The organism is Rhizobium sp. 25PS6, from assembly GCF_032464655.1.
Lineage (GTDB): Bacteria > Pseudomonadota > Alphaproteobacteria > Rhizobiales > Rhizobiaceae > Rhizobium > Rhizobium laguerreae.
The window spans coordinates 246,966-262,877 of sequence record NZ_JAWDIV010000010.1 but is presented as its reverse complement, the minus strand read 5'-3'; the positions used below and the strand labels follow the sequence as shown (position 1 = coordinate 262,877).

At 61.5% G+C, this 15,912-nt stretch carries 15 protein-coding genes and 1 pseudogene; 6 read left to right on the top strand and 10 right to left on the bottom strand.

What is annotated here, in order from left to right; genetic code table 11:
- Window positions 1-227: 227 nt before the first annotated feature.
- From RWK44_RS16910 to RWK44_RS16880, 7 genes are all read right to left on the bottom strand, one after another.
- Entirely contained in the window at window positions 228-764 is a 537-nt protein-coding gene (locus RWK44_RS16910; protein WP_131663024.1) for a glyoxalase superfamily protein, read from the bottom strand.
- A 190-nt stretch (window positions 765-954) separates the two neighbouring features.
- Window positions 955-2,133, bottom strand: a complete 1,179-nt coding sequence (locus tag RWK44_RS16905) for a GGDEF domain-containing protein (protein WP_316029128.1) — start codon at window positions 2,131-2,133, stop codon at window positions 955-957.
- 172 nt (window positions 2,134-2,305) lie between these two features.
- Complete coding sequence (pyrC, locus tag RWK44_RS16900; RefSeq protein ID WP_131663022.1) at window positions 2,306-3,352, bottom strand: dihydroorotase; 1,047 nt, start codon at window positions 3,350-3,352, stop codon at window positions 2,306-2,308.
- A 72-nt stretch (window positions 3,353-3,424) separates the two neighbouring features.
- Window positions 3,425-4,057 (bottom strand): nucleoside triphosphate hydrolase, encoded by a 633-nt coding sequence (locus tag RWK44_RS16895; RefSeq protein WP_316029127.1) that lies wholly within the window; start codon window positions 4,055-4,057, stop codon window positions 3,425-3,427.
- Complete coding sequence (locus RWK44_RS16890; RefSeq protein ID WP_003556145.1) at window positions 4,054-4,836, bottom strand: ATP-binding cassette domain-containing protein; 783 nt, start codon at window positions 4,834-4,836, stop codon at window positions 4,054-4,056. Before RWK44_RS16890 ends, RWK44_RS16895 begins: the two co-directional genes overlap by 4 nt.
- A 2-nt stretch (window positions 4,837-4,838) precedes the next feature.
- Window positions 4,839-5,903 carry an ABC transporter permease gene (locus tag RWK44_RS16885; RefSeq protein ID WP_077977436.1) on the bottom strand — a complete coding sequence of 355 codons (1,065 nt, stop codon included), beginning with the start codon at window positions 5,901-5,903 and terminating at the stop codon, window positions 4,839-4,841.
- Between the two features lie 155 nt (window positions 5,904-6,058).
- The gene (locus RWK44_RS16880) at window positions 6,059-7,078 is read right to left on the bottom strand and encodes a sugar ABC transporter substrate-binding protein (protein WP_168283774.1); all 1,020 of its coding nucleotides are present in this window, start codon (window positions 7,076-7,078) and stop codon (window positions 6,059-6,061) included.
- 228 nt (window positions 7,079-7,306) lie between these two features.
- Here RWK44_RS16880 and RWK44_RS16875 point away from each other — a divergent pair, with 228 nt between their 5' ends.
- Together RWK44_RS16875 and RWK44_RS16870 are read left to right on the top strand one after the other, a co-directional pair.
- Window positions 7,307-8,554, top strand: coding sequence for an ROK family transcriptional regulator (locus RWK44_RS16875; protein ID WP_222060428.1), 1,248 nt, complete (start codon window positions 7,307-7,309; stop codon window positions 8,552-8,554).
- Window positions 8,538-9,008, top strand: a complete 471-nt coding sequence (locus tag RWK44_RS16870) for an RbsD/FucU family protein (RefSeq protein WP_168283772.1) — start codon at window positions 8,538-8,540, stop codon at window positions 9,006-9,008. The genes RWK44_RS16875 and RWK44_RS16870 overlap by 17 nt, the downstream gene beginning before the upstream one ends.
- A 112-nt stretch (window positions 9,009-9,120) precedes the next feature.
- Here the strand turns inward: RWK44_RS16870 and RWK44_RS16865 are convergent, their stop codons facing one another.
- Both RWK44_RS16865 and RWK44_RS16860 read right to left on the bottom strand, forming a co-directional pair.
- Window positions 9,121-9,603, bottom strand: a complete 483-nt coding sequence (locus RWK44_RS16865) for a RidA family protein (RefSeq protein WP_168283771.1) — start codon at window positions 9,601-9,603, stop codon at window positions 9,121-9,123.
- Between the two features lie 19 nt (window positions 9,604-9,622).
- Window positions 9,623-10,057 (bottom strand): cupin domain-containing protein, encoded by a 435-nt coding sequence (locus RWK44_RS16860; protein ID WP_168283770.1) that lies wholly within the window; start codon window positions 10,055-10,057, stop codon window positions 9,623-9,625.
- A 116-nt stretch (window positions 10,058-10,173) separates the two neighbouring features.
- On the opposite strand from RWK44_RS16860, the gene RWK44_RS16855 reads away from it, so the two are divergent.
- The 4 genes and pseudogenes from RWK44_RS16855 to RWK44_RS16840 all read left to right on the top strand — a co-directional run bounded on the left by RWK44_RS16855 (window position 10,174) and on the right by RWK44_RS16840 (window position 14,776).
- Window positions 10,174-11,706: a winged helix-turn-helix domain-containing protein gene (locus RWK44_RS16855; RefSeq protein ID WP_168283769.1), complete on the top strand. Its 1,533-nt coding sequence runs from the start codon at window positions 10,174-10,176 to the stop codon at window positions 11,704-11,706.
- A 52-nt stretch (window positions 11,707-11,758) separates the two neighbouring features.
- Window positions 11,759-11,924 (top strand): annotated as a pseudogene (locus tag RWK44_RS16850) (RbsD/FucU domain-containing protein); the annotation flags it as partial.
- 249 nt (window positions 11,925-12,173) lie between these two features.
- On the top strand, window positions 12,174-12,848 hold the full coding sequence (locus RWK44_RS16845; RefSeq protein ID WP_168283768.1) for a hypothetical protein: 675 nt from the start codon (window positions 12,174-12,176) through the stop codon (window positions 12,846-12,848).
- A 383-nt stretch (window positions 12,849-13,231) separates the two neighbouring features.
- Window positions 13,232-14,776: a putative bifunctional diguanylate cyclase/phosphodiesterase gene (locus RWK44_RS16840; RefSeq protein ID WP_168283767.1), complete on the top strand. Its 1,545-nt coding sequence runs from the start codon at window positions 13,232-13,234 to the stop codon at window positions 14,774-14,776.
- A 156-nt stretch (window positions 14,777-14,932) separates the two neighbouring features.
- Here the strand turns inward: RWK44_RS16840 and RWK44_RS16835 are convergent, their stop codons facing one another.
- Window positions 14,933-15,835 carry an alpha/beta fold hydrolase gene (locus RWK44_RS16835; RefSeq protein ID WP_316029126.1) on the bottom strand — a complete coding sequence of 301 codons (903 nt, stop codon included), beginning with the start codon at window positions 15,833-15,835 and terminating at the stop codon, window positions 14,933-14,935.
- Window positions 15,836-15,912: the final 77 nt, after the last annotated feature.

Below are 15,912 nucleotides of genomic sequence, written 5' to 3'. Positions count from 1 at the left end.
TGTCCAAGTCCTTGGGCACGGGAGACACTTGGAACGGCCGCAGAGTTATTCACCGCGCGGACGCGCGGTTGCTGGATTCCTGTGACGAGCACAGGAATGAGGGTGGGACATGGCGCCATCCCACGCCAGCGTCCCGGAGCGCCGGCAATCAAGAGAGCCTCATCCTTGTACATTGGAGGTGCCGCGGCTCTCATTAGCCGACGCGCGGTGAAAGGGGAGTTGACCGTCTACGTCTGCTGGCAAAAGGCGATGCGGTTGCTGAAGGGGTCGGTGACGGTCATCTCGAGGCCCCAGGGTGCTTCCTCGACGCCGGGCTTCATGTAGCGGTAGTCCTTGCCTGAGAGTTCGGCGTGATAGGCCCGCACATTGGCGACGCGGACGAAGGCCTTGGCGCCGGGGCTGGCGTCGCCGGAATGTTCGCTGAGGTGCAGCGCCATGCCGTCGCGCGAGACCTGGCAATAGAGCGGGAAGTTTTCGCCGAAGCGGTGCTCCCAATCGAGATGGAAGCCGAGGAAGCCGCAATAGAATTCCATGGCCTTTTCGACCGAGAAGATGCGGAAGATCGGCATCGGCGGTTCGATGCCGATCGCGGAGCGGGAGGTGCCTGCCTCTTCTATTTTCGCCGAGAGGATATTCCATTGATCGAGCCCGAACTGCCGGGCGACGATTTCGAGCGTCTCGCTGTGGGTCAGCGAAATATCGCAGTCGGCAAGGGCCTGCCGCAGTGTCTTTGCCATGAGCTTGGCATCGCGAAAATCGCGCATGATGTCATCCTTCCGTTGGCGGCAAACAGGAAGATCAGTGCCCGCGTCTGCTGACCCGTTCGCCATCGATCGCCAAACGGCAAGGGATGTGAAGGATGTTGTCTGGATGCATTCACCATAACGCAGAAGCGTCGCGGGGCGGCTGGCCGCATCCGGCCGAAGACGATAATATGAGAGGGTTTATCAGGAATCAAGACGCGGTGCGCGTTGCCTCGACAGGAACCGCCGTGAGGTAACTGGCAAGTTCGACCCGGTTGCGGCCGGCGCGCTTGGCGACGTAGAGAGCCTTGTCGGCGGCACTCAGCATGGCGTCGAAATCCAAGCTCTTCGAGCGGCCGGGGGCGACGCCGACGCTGACCGTGCATGTCAGCACCTCGTCGTCGATATGGATCTCGCGCGCTTCGAACGCCCGGCGGATGCGCTCGGCCGTGAGTTCCGCCCGGCCGGGCATGATCTCCTTCAGCACCAGCACGAATTCCTCGCCGCCGAACCGGGCAGCGGTATCGCCGGCGCGGCAATGGGCCGAAAGTTCGCCGGCGAAGACAGTGAGCACGCGGTCGCCGGCGGCATGGCCGAAGCGATCGTTGACGGATTTGAAATGATCAATATCGAAGACGATGACGGCCGTGGTCGTTCCCATCGGGCGCGTGCCGTATTGGTCGAAGAGGGCGCGGCGGTTCAGCAGGCCGGTCAGCGGGTCGGTGATCGCATCGAGACGGTGACGGGCAGCGAGCCGCCATTGATGCAGCGCCAGCGACAGCGCGCCGATCCCGGTCATGCCGGCGATGCAGACGGCAAGGCTCAGATCTTCGGCCCAGTTGCTGGGGGCTTTGCCGAGCACCAGCTTGCCGTCTGATATCAGCACGGCGGCGCAGAGAACGAAGGAGATCGCCGTCAACGTATAAAGCGCTGTGATGCCGAGGAGCGGTGCGGGTGCTTCGGCACGGGCGAGCCAATATTGCCGGGCGGTGGCAAAGAGCAAAAGGGCGATGGCGAGATTGTCGGCGATGAAGGCCAGGCCGTCATAACCTGACAACATCGGCACGACGGAGAAGATCATCGCCGCAAGCGCACGGATCCCGATGGCGATGAGAGACACGCGGCCGGTGAGGAATTGTTTGCCTGCCCCCCAGATGGTGGCAAAACCGGCATGAAACAGCACGAAACTGCCGATGCCGAGCCATTTCTCCGGCATGCTGACATAGGCGCTATAGACGAAAATGCCGCTGACGACGAGGACAAGGCCGACGGTGGCGGTCAACAGCACGGTTTCCGAACGACGGACAAGCCAGCTGCCCATCAGCGTCACCGCAAGGCAGGCCGCGGAGACGCCGAGCGCCATCAACAGGGAGTTATAGTCAAGCATCATGCTTTCAGTCTCCGCAGCTATTGTCGCTTCGAATGGCAGCTTATCGGTCCGCGAGGAGGAATGTCTTATGCATCCGTTAACAAATGATGCACTGCACAATGCAAATGCTACGCGTTTAACATCGCGTCGAACTTTTAAATGAATATTCTATTTAAAATTGAAAACTGAAAGCTTACGCCTGCTGCATCACCTGCCAATGCAGGGGAAACATCGGATCGAACACCGTCACGGGACCGGCGCCGGTTTCAATCCTCGCGGGAAAGGCGACCGGCTCGGCCTGCCGCGACAGGGTAATGCGCTCCTCGTTCGGCTGAAGCCCATACCAGGCCGGCCCGTGCAGCGACACGAAGGCTTCGAGCCGCTCGAGGACGCCCTCCTGTTCGAAGACATGGGCGAGGCAGCTCATCGTATTGACCGAAGTATAGATGCCGGCGCAGCCGCAGGCGCATTCCTTCAGCGGATCGACATGCGGGGCGGAATCCGTGCCGAGGAAGAAGCGCGGATCGCCGCTGACGGCCGCTGCACGCAGAGCCAGCCGGTGGTTTTCGCGCTTGGCGACCGGCAGGCAATAATAATGCGGCCGGATACCGCCGACGAGGATGGCGTTGCGGTTGATGATCAGATGGTGGGTGGTGATCGAGCCGGCGAGATTGCCCTTGGCCGCCTTGATGTAATCGACGCCATCGGACGTCGTCACATGCTCCATCGTCACCTTCAGTTCCGGCAGGCGCTGCCGCAGCGGATCGAGTACGGTCTCGATGAAGACGGCCTCGCGGTCGAAGATATCGACCTCCGGCGTCGTCACCTCGCCATGGACGCAGAGCGGCAGGCCGATCTTTGCCATGCGCTCCAGCACCGGCATCGCCTTTTCCATGTCGCGGACGCCGCCATGCGAATTGGTGGTGGCGCCGGCGGGATAAAGCTTGACGGCGGTGATGAGGCCGCTGTTCTTCCCCTCCTCCACGTCATCGGGACTGGTATGTTCGGTGAGGTAAAGCGTCATCAGCGGCTGGAAATGATCGCCTTCCGGCAAGGCCTTGAGGATGCGCTCGCGATAGGCCTTGGCGTCAGCAGTGGTGACGACCGGCGGCACGAGATTGGGCATGATGATGGCGCGGGCGAAGGTGCGGCTCGTATCGGCGATCACGCCTTCCAGCATGGCGCCGTCGCGCAGATGCAGGTGCCAGTCATCAGGACGGCGGATGGTGATCGATTGCATGGCAGGCCTCCGAAACGATGCGTCTGCCGTCTCGATAACACTATCTTTTACATGAAAACAATCGCCGCGGCATCACGCCAGCGCGATCTCCAGCGTCACATCGGCCGGGCGGCGGTTTTCGAGGATCAGCCGGCCGTTCGGCAGGTCATTGCCGTAGACCTTGGCGCTGGCGGCCTCCTCGCTGAGGTTGTAACCGCGCCAGCGCGCCCAGAGCCGCTCCTCGAGCACCTCGATCGGCGGCGCCAGCATGATCGAAAAGTCGAAGACGCCTTCGAGTTCGGCCCATTTGCCCAGAGAAAACAGCAGGTAATTGCCCTCGACGATGATGAAGCGGTGATCGGGGGAAACGGGACGGGCCGACGCAATGGCGAGTTCGCGGGAACGGTCGAAGACCGGCACCAGAACCTCCTGATCGGCCAGGCGGACGGCGCGGATGATATCGAGGAAACCGCGGACATCGAAAGTCTCGGGGATCCCCTTGCGTGCCAGCAGGCCGCGTTCGATCAGGATGGCGTTGTCCATGTGGAAGCCATCCATCGGCAGGACTTCGGCGCTTTCGCCCCTGGCCTTCAGCGCTTCCGCCAGATTGTCGGCCATGGTCGATTTTCCGGCACCCGGAGGTCCGGCGATGGCGACCAGGAAACGCCTGGAATGGCCGGCGCGGTCAAGCACCTCGCCGGCGATTTCATCGATGCGTGCGTTCATGCGGCGACCGGCTCCGTCGGCACCGCCTTGGCGCCGGTCATGAAGGCGACGGCGTCGGACATGGTGTATTCCTTCGGATCGATCACCGTCAGCCGCCGGCCGAGGCGGTGAATATGGATCCGGTCGGCCACTTCGAAGACATGCGGCATGTTGTGGGAGATCAGCACGATCGGCAGGCCGCGGGCGCGCACGTCGAGAATCAGCTCCAGCACGCGGCGGCTTTCCTTGACGCCAAGCGCTGCCGTCGGTTCGTCCATGATGATAACCTTCGAGCCGAAGGCGGCGGCGCGGGCGACCGCGACACCCTGGCGCTGACCGCCGGAGAGCGTTTCCACCGCCTGGTTGATGTTCTGGATGGTCATCAGGCCGAGTTCGGACAGCTTGTTGCGCGCCAGCTTTTCCATGGCCGGCCGGTCGAGCATGCGGAACATGGAACCGAGCACGCCCGGTTTGCGGATCTCGCGGCCGAGGAACATGTTGTCGGCGATCGACAGCGCCGGCGACAAGGCGAGATTCTGATAGACGGTCTCGATGCCAGCGTCGCGCGCTTCCATCGGCGAGCGGAACTGCACCTGCCGGCCTTCCAGCGTGATCACCCCCTCGTCCGGGGTGACGGCGCCCGATATCGCCTTGATGAGCGAGGATTTGCCGGCGCCGTTATCGCCGATGACGGCGAGGATTTCACCCGGATAGAGGTCGAAATCGGCATTATCGAGCGCGGTCACGCGTCCATAACGCTTGACGAGACCGCGGGCGGTGAGAAGGGGTTCGCGAGCCATGATTACACCGAAACCTTTCTGATCCACTGATCGATGGCGACGGCGGCGATGATCAGCACGCCTGTCAAAAGGACTTTCCATTGCGGGTCGGCGCCGAGCATGTTGAGGCCCATCGAGACGACGCCGACGATCATGGCACCGAAGAGCGTGCCGAGAATGGAGCCGCGGCCGCCGAACAGCGAGATGCCGCCGATCACCGTCGCGGTGATCGCCTGGAGGTTAAAATCGGTCACCGCCGAGGACGGCGAGATCGAGCCGTTGCGGCCGATCGAGACCCAGGCGGCCAAGCCGGCAATGACGCCTGATATGGCGTAAACGGTGAGCAGCACCTTCTTGGTCTGAATGCCGGAGAGCTTGGCTGCCTCCGGATCGTCGCCGACGGCATAGACATGCCGGCCCCAGGCGGTGTGATTGAGGACATACCAGAGCACCAAGACGAGCAGCACCATGGCGATGACGCCGAGGGTCAGCACGGCGCTGCCGAGCTTGAAGCTCACGGCGAAAAGATGCAGCAGCGGCGCCTTTTCGTCGACGTCGGTATCGCGGATCGTCTCATTGGCGGAATAGATGAAATTCGTCGCCATGACGATGTTCCAGGTGCCGAGCGTGACGATGAAGGGCGGCAGTTTCATATAGGCGACGAGGAAGCCGTTCAGCAATCCGCAAAGGCCGCCGACGACAAGCCCGGCGACCACTGCAATCGGCGTCGGTATGCCGTAAGTGATGGCGACATTGCCCATGATAACCGCCGAGATCACCATGATGACGCCGATCGAAAGATCGATGCCGGCGGTCAGGATGACCAGCGTCTGGGCGGCGCCGAGAATACCGACGATGGCGATCTGCTGCAGGATCAGCGTCAGCGTATAGGACGAGAAGAACCGTTCGCCGATGGTGAGCCCGAAGATGATGATCGCCAGCACCAGCACGATCAGCGGCACGGCGGCCGGTGTCGAGTGGAGAAAATGCTGCGCGCGCTTGATCAGCGAGATATTCTCGTGCTCGAAGGAGGCGACGCTCTTGTCGCTGTCGTCGAGGACGCGTTCAAATTCCTGTGTTCCGGTCATGGTTCCTCCTCCGCAACCGCGCGCCGAACTCGCGCGGGGGCCGTCACCGATATCCATCCGGTCTTTGCTGAGCCGGTTCGTGAGGCGACGGCACATCGTCCGTCGAAAACGGCCGGGGATCAAGCCCCGGCCGGTCTGCTTTCAACAATCAGGGCTCAGCCCCAGCACTTGTCGGTGCCTTCCTTGGTGTCGATCGACTTGACGCCGGAAACCGGCTTGTCGGTGACGAGCGAGACGCCGGTGTCGTAGAAGGACTTGCCTTCGGTCGGCTTCGGCTTTTCACCGTTGTCAGCGAACTTCTTGATCGCTTCGACGCCAAGGGCTGCCATCATCAGCGGATATTGCTGCGAGGTGGCGCCGATGACGCCTTCCTTGACCGACTTCACACCCGGGCAACCGCCGTCGACCGAGACGATCAGCACGTTCTTTTCCATGCCGACGGCCTTCAGCGCCTGATAGGCGCCGACCGCGGCCGGCTCGTTGATCGTGTGGATGACGTTGATGCTCGGATCTTTCTGGAGAAGGTTTTCCATGGCCTTGCGGCCGCCTTCTTCATTGCCGTTGGTCACGTCATGACCGACGACGCGAGCATCGTCCTCGTCGCCGATCTTGTTCGGGTCCTTCGGATCGATGCCGAAGCCCATCATGAAGCCCTGGTCGCGCAGAACGTCGACCGTCGGCTGTGACGGGGTCAGGTCGAGGAAGCCGACCTTGGCATCCTTGGCCTTGTCGCCCATCGTTTCCTTGGCCCACTGGCCGATCAGCTTGCCAGCGAGCAGGTTGTCGGTGGCGAAGGTGGCGTCGGCGGCATCGGCCGGCTCAAGCGGCGTGTCGAGAGCGATGACCAGCAGGCCGGCATCACGGGCCTTCTTGACCGAAGACACGATGCCCTTGGTGTCGGAAGCAGCAATCAGGATGCCCTTTGCGCCGTCGGCAATGCAGCTTTCGATCGCGGCCACCTGGCTTTCGCTGTCACCGTCGACCTTGCCGGCATAGGACTTCAGCGAGACACCGAGTTCCTTGGCCTTAGCCGTCGCACCTTCCTTCATCTTGACGAAGAAGGGGTTGGTGTCGGTCTTGGTGATGAGGCAGGCGGAAATGTCAGCCGCCATCGCCGGAGCGGAAAAGGTGACACCAAGCGCGAGCGCGCCGAAAGCGAGAACAGATTTCTTCATGGAACTCCTCCCAGAGTTTGCCGGCGCCGCCCCTGCGGGGCCGGAAGCTTAAGATATGACACTTCGCCGTGGATCGCTAATGCCTCCCAGCGGTCCCGTGCCCTTGACGACGGCAATTAAGAGCGAAAAGAAATTGGCTTGTCAATAAATAAATCCAATTGAATTATTAATTCGATGTGGCATGCTCCATCGAATTAGGGCATAGGCCAACAATCGGGAGGAGCGGCCATGTCGTCCTTGGATGGACCGGCAAACATACCGGTCCCGCCACCAATTCTGAATCCGGCCGGCGGTGCAAACCAGGTCAGGGTACGAGCCTATAACGAACGGCTCGTGCTGTCGCTGGTGCGTCTCTACGGCGCGCTGTCGAAGGCCGATATCGCGCGCCGCAGCGGGCTGTCGGCGCAGACCGTCTCCGTCATCATGCGGGTGTTGGAAAAGGAAGGGCTGCTGTCGCGGGGAGAACCGGTGCGCGGCCGTGTCGGCCAGCCGTCGATCCCGATGCATCTCAACCCCGACGCCGTCTATTCCTTCGGCCTGAAGATGGGCCGGCGCAGCGCCGACCTGGTGCTGATGGATTTCGTCGGCCGCATCCGCATGCAGCTGCATAAGACCTATGCCTATCCGCTGCCGGATGAAATCCTCGCCTTCGTCACATCAGGCATCCGCGAACTCGAAGAACGGCTCGACGACAAGCAGCGCGGCCGCATTGCCGGCCTCGGCATCGCCGCGCCTTTCGAGCTCTGGAACTGGGCCGAAGAGGTCGGCGCGCCGGCCGGCGCCATGGAGGTCTGGCGGGAGATCGACCTGCAGGCCGACATCGCCTCCCGCGTCTCCCATCCGGTCTTCATGCAGAACGATGCGACCAGCGCCTGCGGCGCCGAACTGGTCTTCGGCGTCGGGCCATCCTATCCGGATTTCGTCTATTTCTTCATCGGCTCCTTCATCGGCGGCGGCATCGTGCTCAATTCGGCGATTTTTTCCGGCCGCACCGGCACGGCGGGCGCGATCGGGCCGCTGCCGGTGCGGGGCAAGAACGGCGAGACGAAGCAGCTGCTCGAAATCGCCTCGATCTTCGTGCTCGAAAACATGCTGCGCGAGCGTGGCATCGATCCCGAGCCGCTCTGGTATTCGGCCGACGACTGGGTGGATTTCGGCGAGCCGATGGAAGCCTGGATCCAGGACAGCGCCAAAGCGCTGGCGCAGGCGATCGTTGCCGCCGCCTCGATCCTCGATTTCAGCGCGGCCGTGATCGACGGCGGCTTTCCCAGCTGGGTGCGCAGCCGCGTGGTGCAGGCCACCATCGACGAAGCGGCCAAGCTCGACCTGCAGGGCGTCGTCATGCCCGAAATCATCGAGGGCGCGGTCGGCGCCCAGGCACGCGCCATCGGCGGCGCCAGCCTGCCGATCTTCGCGCGTTACCTCACCGATCAGAACGTACTCTTCAAGGAGGTAGACCATGCTGAAAGGACTTGATCCGCTGTTGAGCCCGGAGCTGCTTTTGACGCTTCGCGCCATGGGCCACGGCGACGAGATCGCGATCGTCGACGGCAATTATCCGGGCGTCGAACATGCCCGCCGGCTGATCCGGCTCGACGGCCACCGCCTCATCCCGGTTCTCAACGCCGTGCTCAGCGTGCTGCCGATCGACGATTTCGTGGCGGAGGCGATCTTCCGCTCGACCGTCAAGGCCGAGCGCGACAGGCTCGACCCCGTGCATGAGGAGATGATCGACTGCTGCGCCCGCCACGAACCGCACCGGCAGGTGGTGCCACTGATCGGCCAGGATTTCTACGGACGAGTGAAGACTGCCCATGCGGTGATCCAGACCGGCGAGCCCAGGCTCTATGCCAATATCATCCTGCGCAAGGGCGTGATCTATCCGAAGGAGGCGGACGCCCATGCCGAGGTTGATCCCTTCGTCTACTAAAGCATGATGCCGAAAGTGTGAGCGGTTATCGGACGACATCATGCTCTAACTATAATGTAGAACAGATTCGGATTTTGGGCCGACCGGGCCTAAAACCATCCTGTTCTAGCGGTCACCCGTCTATTTCGACTTCCGCTTCACAGTTTACGGGCGCATTTAAAGGGATGGCCATGCCGATGGACGAGCGGGCGTGGGCGCCAACGCTGGGGCCGTACAGCTCCAGTATCAGATCGGAATAGCCGTTTGTGACCAGCGGCGTCTCATTGAAACCCGGAGCAACATTCACCATGGCGAAGACGCGCAGCCAAGCCGTGACCCGATCAAGGTCTCCGACAGCACGTTTGAGACTGGCGAGATGGGCCAGGGCAACGAGCCGGGCTGACGCGTAACCCTGCTCTGCCGAAACATCCGCTCCGACCTTGCCAAGCGGGTCTGCCAATGTCCCATCGCGGTTGCACGCGACGTGACCCGAGATGTAAGCGCGGCTGCCGCGCAAGCGAACCCAGGCGAAGGGCATATGCAGCCCCTCGCGAACTTTCAAAGGTTCGGGTAATTCCAGACCCATTTCGGCCAGACGTTGTTCGATGATGGCCATGGTGCACCTCCCGGTGTGGTTAAGGTACGATGTTGTCGAGCTCCGGCATCAGAACGACGCTCTCGTTGGCTGCGGGGTCGTTGCGGGCACCGAGGAACTCGGCGCTTTCGGTGCTGCGATTGACGGCCACGTGGGGAACGCCGGCCGGAATGAACAGATAGTCACCGGCGTGGACCAATTCGCACCGCTCGAGCTCCGGCCCCGACCAGATCTCGATTTCTTGGCCCGCAGTCATCAGAAGGGCCGTCTCGTGTCCCTCATGGCGATGGGCCTTGGTTCGTCTGCCTGCCGGTAGCGAAATCATCCCCAGCCACAGCATGCTTGATCCGACGCTTTGTGCCGAGATGCCCGAGCGATAGACCGACCCTTGCTCGGCGACATGGCTGCCGCTCCCGCGTACGACTTTCGCGGTTAATCCGTGGGGATTTTTCGGGTGCGTTGCTTCGTTCTTCATCGCTCTCACCACTTCAGCCGCTGCACTGGAACAGACTCTGCGCGCTCGGCCGGCGCAAGTCCTGAAGCGGGGCCGAAAAATTCCGAAAAGTTGCGAAATCGCGTATCATCTCGGCCATGAACACCCAGCACCTTGCCTTCGGCCACTTCGAGTTCATTGCCGAGAACGGATGCCTGTTTCGCGACAACAGGCCTGTCGCTATCGGCGCCCGAGGTGCTTCCCTGCTTGCCGCTCTGCTTTCGGCACAGGGAGGTGTCGTCTCCAAGTCGGCCCTGATGGATGCGGTTTGGCCGGGATTGATTGTTGAGGAAAGCAATCTTTCCGTTCAGATTGCCGCTCTTCGCAAGCTGCTCGGCCCTGCATCAGACGGCAGCGAATGGATCGTCACGGTTCCGCGGGTCGGATACCGATTTTCCGGTCCTGTGGAGAGCCGGACCGACGCAGCCGAAAGCGGATGGCATGCGCAGACCAGTTCGATGCCGGCGATTGCGGTACTGCCATTCGAAAATCTCGGCGGTGATGCTGAAAGACAGTATCTGGCCGACGGTATTACCGACGACCTGATCATGGCCCTCGTTCGCTTCAGATGGTTCCGCGTCGCCTCACGTGGGGCGAGTTTCACAAGGAAGGATGGCTCGAGGGATCCGCAATCTATCGCGCGCGAACTTGGCGTCGATTTTCTGGTGGATGGAGCTATCCGGTATACCCGCGATCAGATCCGGATATCGGTGCACCTCGCCGACGCAGTGAAAGGCGCCACCGTCTGGTCCGAACATTACGACCTTCAGGTGGCCGAGGTATTTGCAGTGCAAGACGCCATCGCCGAGCGGATCGCAGCAGCGGTGGAGCCCGAGCTGCTGTTGCGTCATGGGCTTCCGATGGCTCCGCACACCGGCAACATCACTGCCTGGAACCTTGTAAGGCAAGGTACATTCAATTTCCACAAGGTCACCCAGCCCACCCACCTTGTCGCACGGCGATTCTTCCGCGAGGCTGCAGAGCTCGATCCCATGCTTCCAGAGGCGCAGATCTGGCGGGCGCGGGTCAATGCGGGCCTCATTGGCTACGGCTGGACTGATAACCCCACCGCAGACGGGAAGGAAGGATTGGATGCGGCCCTTCGGGCGATCTATCTCGATGCGCGAAACCCGTACTCGCACTATGCGCTGGCGATTGTGTCGGCTTACACAGGCAGGGCTGACCAAGCGATCCTCGCAGCGGAACGGTCCATCGAACTCGGTTCGAGTTTCGCCTTGGGCTATCTCGTCTTCGGCATGGCCCGTCTCTTTTCGGGGGATGCGGCCGGCGCGCGGCAGCCCCTGGCTCGCGGCCTCGAACTCAACCCCCATGATCCGCAGAATGGGGTTTGGTTCAGCCTTCTGATGCTTGCACTGTTCTTTTCGGGCGACGTCGAGGGCGCACTCGAAACGGGACGTACGGCGCTAAAGGCGCGGCCTGACTGGCCGGCGCTTCTGCGCATTCAGGCGTGCTGCCATATGGCCGCGGGACATCGTGAACAGGCCCGCCGCTTTGCTGCGGCTGCCAGCGACCTTTCCGAATCCGCCGGCGATGCGCTTGGTCCGTTCAGGGATGACAACAAGGAATGGGCCACCCGCCTGAACGAGCTGCTGCGAGCGGCGGAACTTTAAAACGACCGATTGGCAAAACCCGTTCAGGATCGGCGCCGAAGAAGCCTGAGGCCTGCCGCTCGTCGGCCGGGACTCCGACGGCCGGTGAAGACCGCCTATGCGGTGATCCAGGCCGGCGGCCCAGGCTCTATGCCAACATCATCCTGCGCAAGGGCGTGATCTATCCGAAGGAGGCGGACGCCCATGCGGCGGCCGAGGTGGATCCGTTCGTCTACTAGCAATTCCAGCCAAAAGACGCAGCGTTTGGTCGTCGGTAGGCTTTGGCTTTCGGTCCGGCTGAAGGTCGGTCTTTCGCCATTCTTTGGATGGAGTTATTGTGCGGCCGGTGGATTGGTCCACCGCGCCGGCAAACCGCTTGTTAAGTCAAGCGCTGCGGAACGTCGCCTCACCACCAGGAGCCGACGTCGCGCGGCTGCAGGGATACGTGCGGAATCAGGCCGGTGAAGCGATGAGGACACGGATCTCACATGGCACCTGACATGAGCACTACTCCTCGTCGCAGCATCACCGGTTTGCGCAAGTTTCTGGATCCTGAGCAGCAGCGCGATTGGATAGAAGGCAAGGCGGACCTAATCGACGCCGAAGAGCGCTTGGAGTCCCTGGAACAGCGGTTCAAGTACGTCGCACGGTTTGAGAAGCTGCTTCGTCGCCCACAGGCGAAAGACGTTCTGGAAATTCTCGGGATATACGGGCAAACCTGCATCCCCATCCCGCGCAAGACCGAGCGTCACTACTGGTCGGCTTCCTGTCTGCCCTCGACTTCCGACAAGCCGCTCGTCCGCGTCAATGCGAGCTGGATGGAGCTTTTCACGCTCTACGCCGACGGCGAGGGCCTGCGCGCACGATTCCTGGTGCATCTTTCGCATTTCACCACCGATCACTCACCGGCGCAGGGCAATGTGGACGCGGCTTTTCTCGAGGACTGCGTCGCGACACCTGAAGACGTCAGTTACTTTTTTCCGCGCGGCGAGGACATTTTCGGCATCACTGTGAAGGGCTCGGCCTCGATCCGGAAATTCCTGGCGGAGCGCCGCATCCTGCGCGCCATCCGGACTTTCAATGTGACGCACATGAACCGAGGTCGGAACGCCTATCAGGCAAGCCACTGCTACAGCCTGGGGGATACCATGCTGGCGGGTTGATCGGCCCTGGGATGCGCCCTACCCTGGCGAGACTGCAGAGCCGGCTCGCGGTCGCCGGCGACGCGCGGATGCTGAAAAGACGCGGGGCGGCGACCGGCAGACACCATCGGATCGAAGCCTCATCCGATTTACGGGAAAGATATCCAATTCACGCAGCGAAACGCCCGCACCTTCGTCAATGCAAACGCGACATTAACCATCGAAGGTGGACGATCTTACGGACTTGTCGGTGCTGCGCAGCTTGATCAACGACTGCAATGCCCGACGCGGCATTTGATGACACGAGCATCAGCCATGTGGGCTGTTGATTGAAAGCATGTCGGGGACGATGCGGTCCTTCGAGCTGGCCATGACGGCTCTTCACACAACAGGAGCCTGTTCATATGCCTCGCATCCAACCAACCAGACCGCAGATGGAGATCGTTGCCTGGCTCGCGGTCTTCCTGGTTCTCTTCTGCCTATCTTGGTTCCTCCAATGGCATGAAGGGCTGGATCGGTTCATCGAGAAGCATCATGACTATCCGCTGGACCACGCCCTCCTCGCCCTCAATATCTCCGGGTTTCTCGGGCTCATTTATTCCGCGCTGAGAATCCGGGATCTTTCGAGGGAGGTCAATCGCCGGCTGCAGGCCGAAAAGAACGTAGACTGGATTGCCTGTCACGACACGCTGACCGAACTGCCTAACCGCAGGTTTCTGGATTCCGTGTGCGCGCAGGCGACGACCGATCAAAGGGAAGAAACCTACGCCGTTTTCAGCATCGATCTCGACGGCTTCAAGAAGGTCAATGACCTCCTGGGGCACGATCACGGTGATGCGGTGCTGAAGACTGTTGCTCAGCGGCTCTCTTCCCTCTTTCCCCGTGAACACGTTTTCCGCCTTGGTGGAGACGAATTCGTTGTTCTGGCGCGGCGCACCGGAAATCCCGATCTTGTCGCGTTGGGGAACCGCATGGTGACCGTGATCGGCAAGCCGTTCACATTCAATGGTGTCGCCGTCGACCTCGGCGCCAGTGTCGGCTTCGCGCTTTATCCGGAGAACGGCGATGACCTAAGCCAGGTCATCCGACATTCGGACTGCGCGATGTATGTCGCCAAAAAGCAGGGGCGCAATCTGGTGAAGCCCTTCGTGCCCTCGATGCAGGACGAGTTGGCGAAGCGGGTCCGGGTGGAAGCTGATCTGAGAGCAGCCATCAAGAAGGCTGAGATCGTTCCCTACTATCAACCGCTCGTGGACCTGAAAACGAATAGGATTATCGGCTTCGAGGCGCTGGCACGCTGGAAGACGGCCTCCGGCGAATTCATCCCACCGAACGAATTCATTCCGGTGGCGGAGGAAGCCGGTCTGATCGTCGAATTGACCGACCAACTGCTTCGCCACGCCTGCACCGATGCGCTTTCCTGGCCAAGTGAGCTCGTCCTGTCATTCAACCTTTCTCCGATCCAACTGAGCGATCGGTTACTGGGGCTCAGAATTCTCAAGATATTGGGCGATGTCGGTCTGCCCGCGCACCGGCTCGAGCTGGAAGTGACGGAGAGCGCCATCATCCAGGACGCCGTTACGGCACGAATCGTTCTCGATGATCTGGTGAATGCCGGGGTCGGGATTGCTCTCGACGACTTTGGAACTGGTTATTCCAGCCTCTCACAACTATCCAATTACCGGTTCGACAAGATCAAGATCGACAGGAGTTTCGTCTCTTCATTCGAAACCGACGATAAGCAAGACAAGGTGATCAGGGCGATCATCGCTCTCGGTGTGGGACTTGGCGTGACGATAACCGCCGAGGGTATCGAAGAGGAGAGCCAGCTTCAGCGGCTTCAGGACCTGGGTTGCGATATCGGCCAAGGTTATCTGCTTGGCAGGCCAGCGCCGGCCGAGGAGCTTGCCGCAGGCCAGGTCAGCGCCAGGATTTTGCAACACGGTTGATGCCTGCGGTATGTCGCCGTTGTCGAGCAAGCCCTGTCCACCCTGGCCGACCGGCCGTTCCACTGAAGCGTGATATCGCAGGCGCTCGGAGAGCTGCTCGAGGCAGCAGTCCAAAGTTTTACAGCGTGACGGCGCGGCGGTGCAATCGTCCGGACGTTACTCCGACACAGGGGTAAAAGGATGACGCCCAAGAAACGCAGCCACTTGTTCTGTAACTTCGACCGGCGCGGAGTCCGGGAAAAAATGTCCGCCTGGTACAGCGCGAGCGTCCATGGTCGTGCAGCGATCCGCCCAGGTGGCTGGGAGATCATAGAGTTTGGCCATCGCGCCGGCGGTGCCGTACAGGATCAGCGCAGGCGCCGATATACGTCTCCCTTGCTCCGCCAGATCGTCGGCGAGATCGACGGCCAGCGCCGCACGGTAATCGTTGCAGCCGCCGGCAATCGCCTTGGCATCATGCCATGAAGCCCGATAGGCCGCGAGCTGTTCGGCGTCGAAATCCTGCGGGCCTGCCGCGCCCCATCCAAACAGGCAGGTTTCATAAAAGAGATCGGGATTGGCTTCGATCATTCGCTCCGGGAACGGCGCGGGTTGAGCGAGGAAGAACCAGTGCCAATAGCTTTGAGCGACCTCGCGGCGCAGGTCGCCCAGCATCACGGCCGTCGGCACGATGTCCATCAGAGTGACGCTCGCCACAACAGCAGGATGGTCGAGAGCCAGCCTGTGCGCCACCCGGGCGCCGCGGTCGTGACCCGCGAGGTGAAACCGCTCGTGTCCAAGCGCTTTCATCAAACCGAGTTGATCGGCTGCCATGGCGCGGAAGCTGTAATTGGTCAGATCAGCGCCAGCCAGTGGTTTGTCGGAGGCGCCATAGCCGCGCAAATCTGCACAGATCACCCGATAGCCGAGCGCGACCAGCTCTGGTGCGATCCGTGCCCAAAGTGCCTTGGTCTGCGGAAATCCATGCAGCATCAGCAGCGGCTCCCCCGCACCCGCGGCGACATAAGCGATCTCCACGCTATCGACGGCAATCCGGCCGCTTTCAAAACCCTCAAACATACTTCGCTCCCCGTTTCGCGACGATTGTGACGCCTCTGCAGCGGGTTGGATGCCGTGAGGTCCGTCTTGCCCTGATG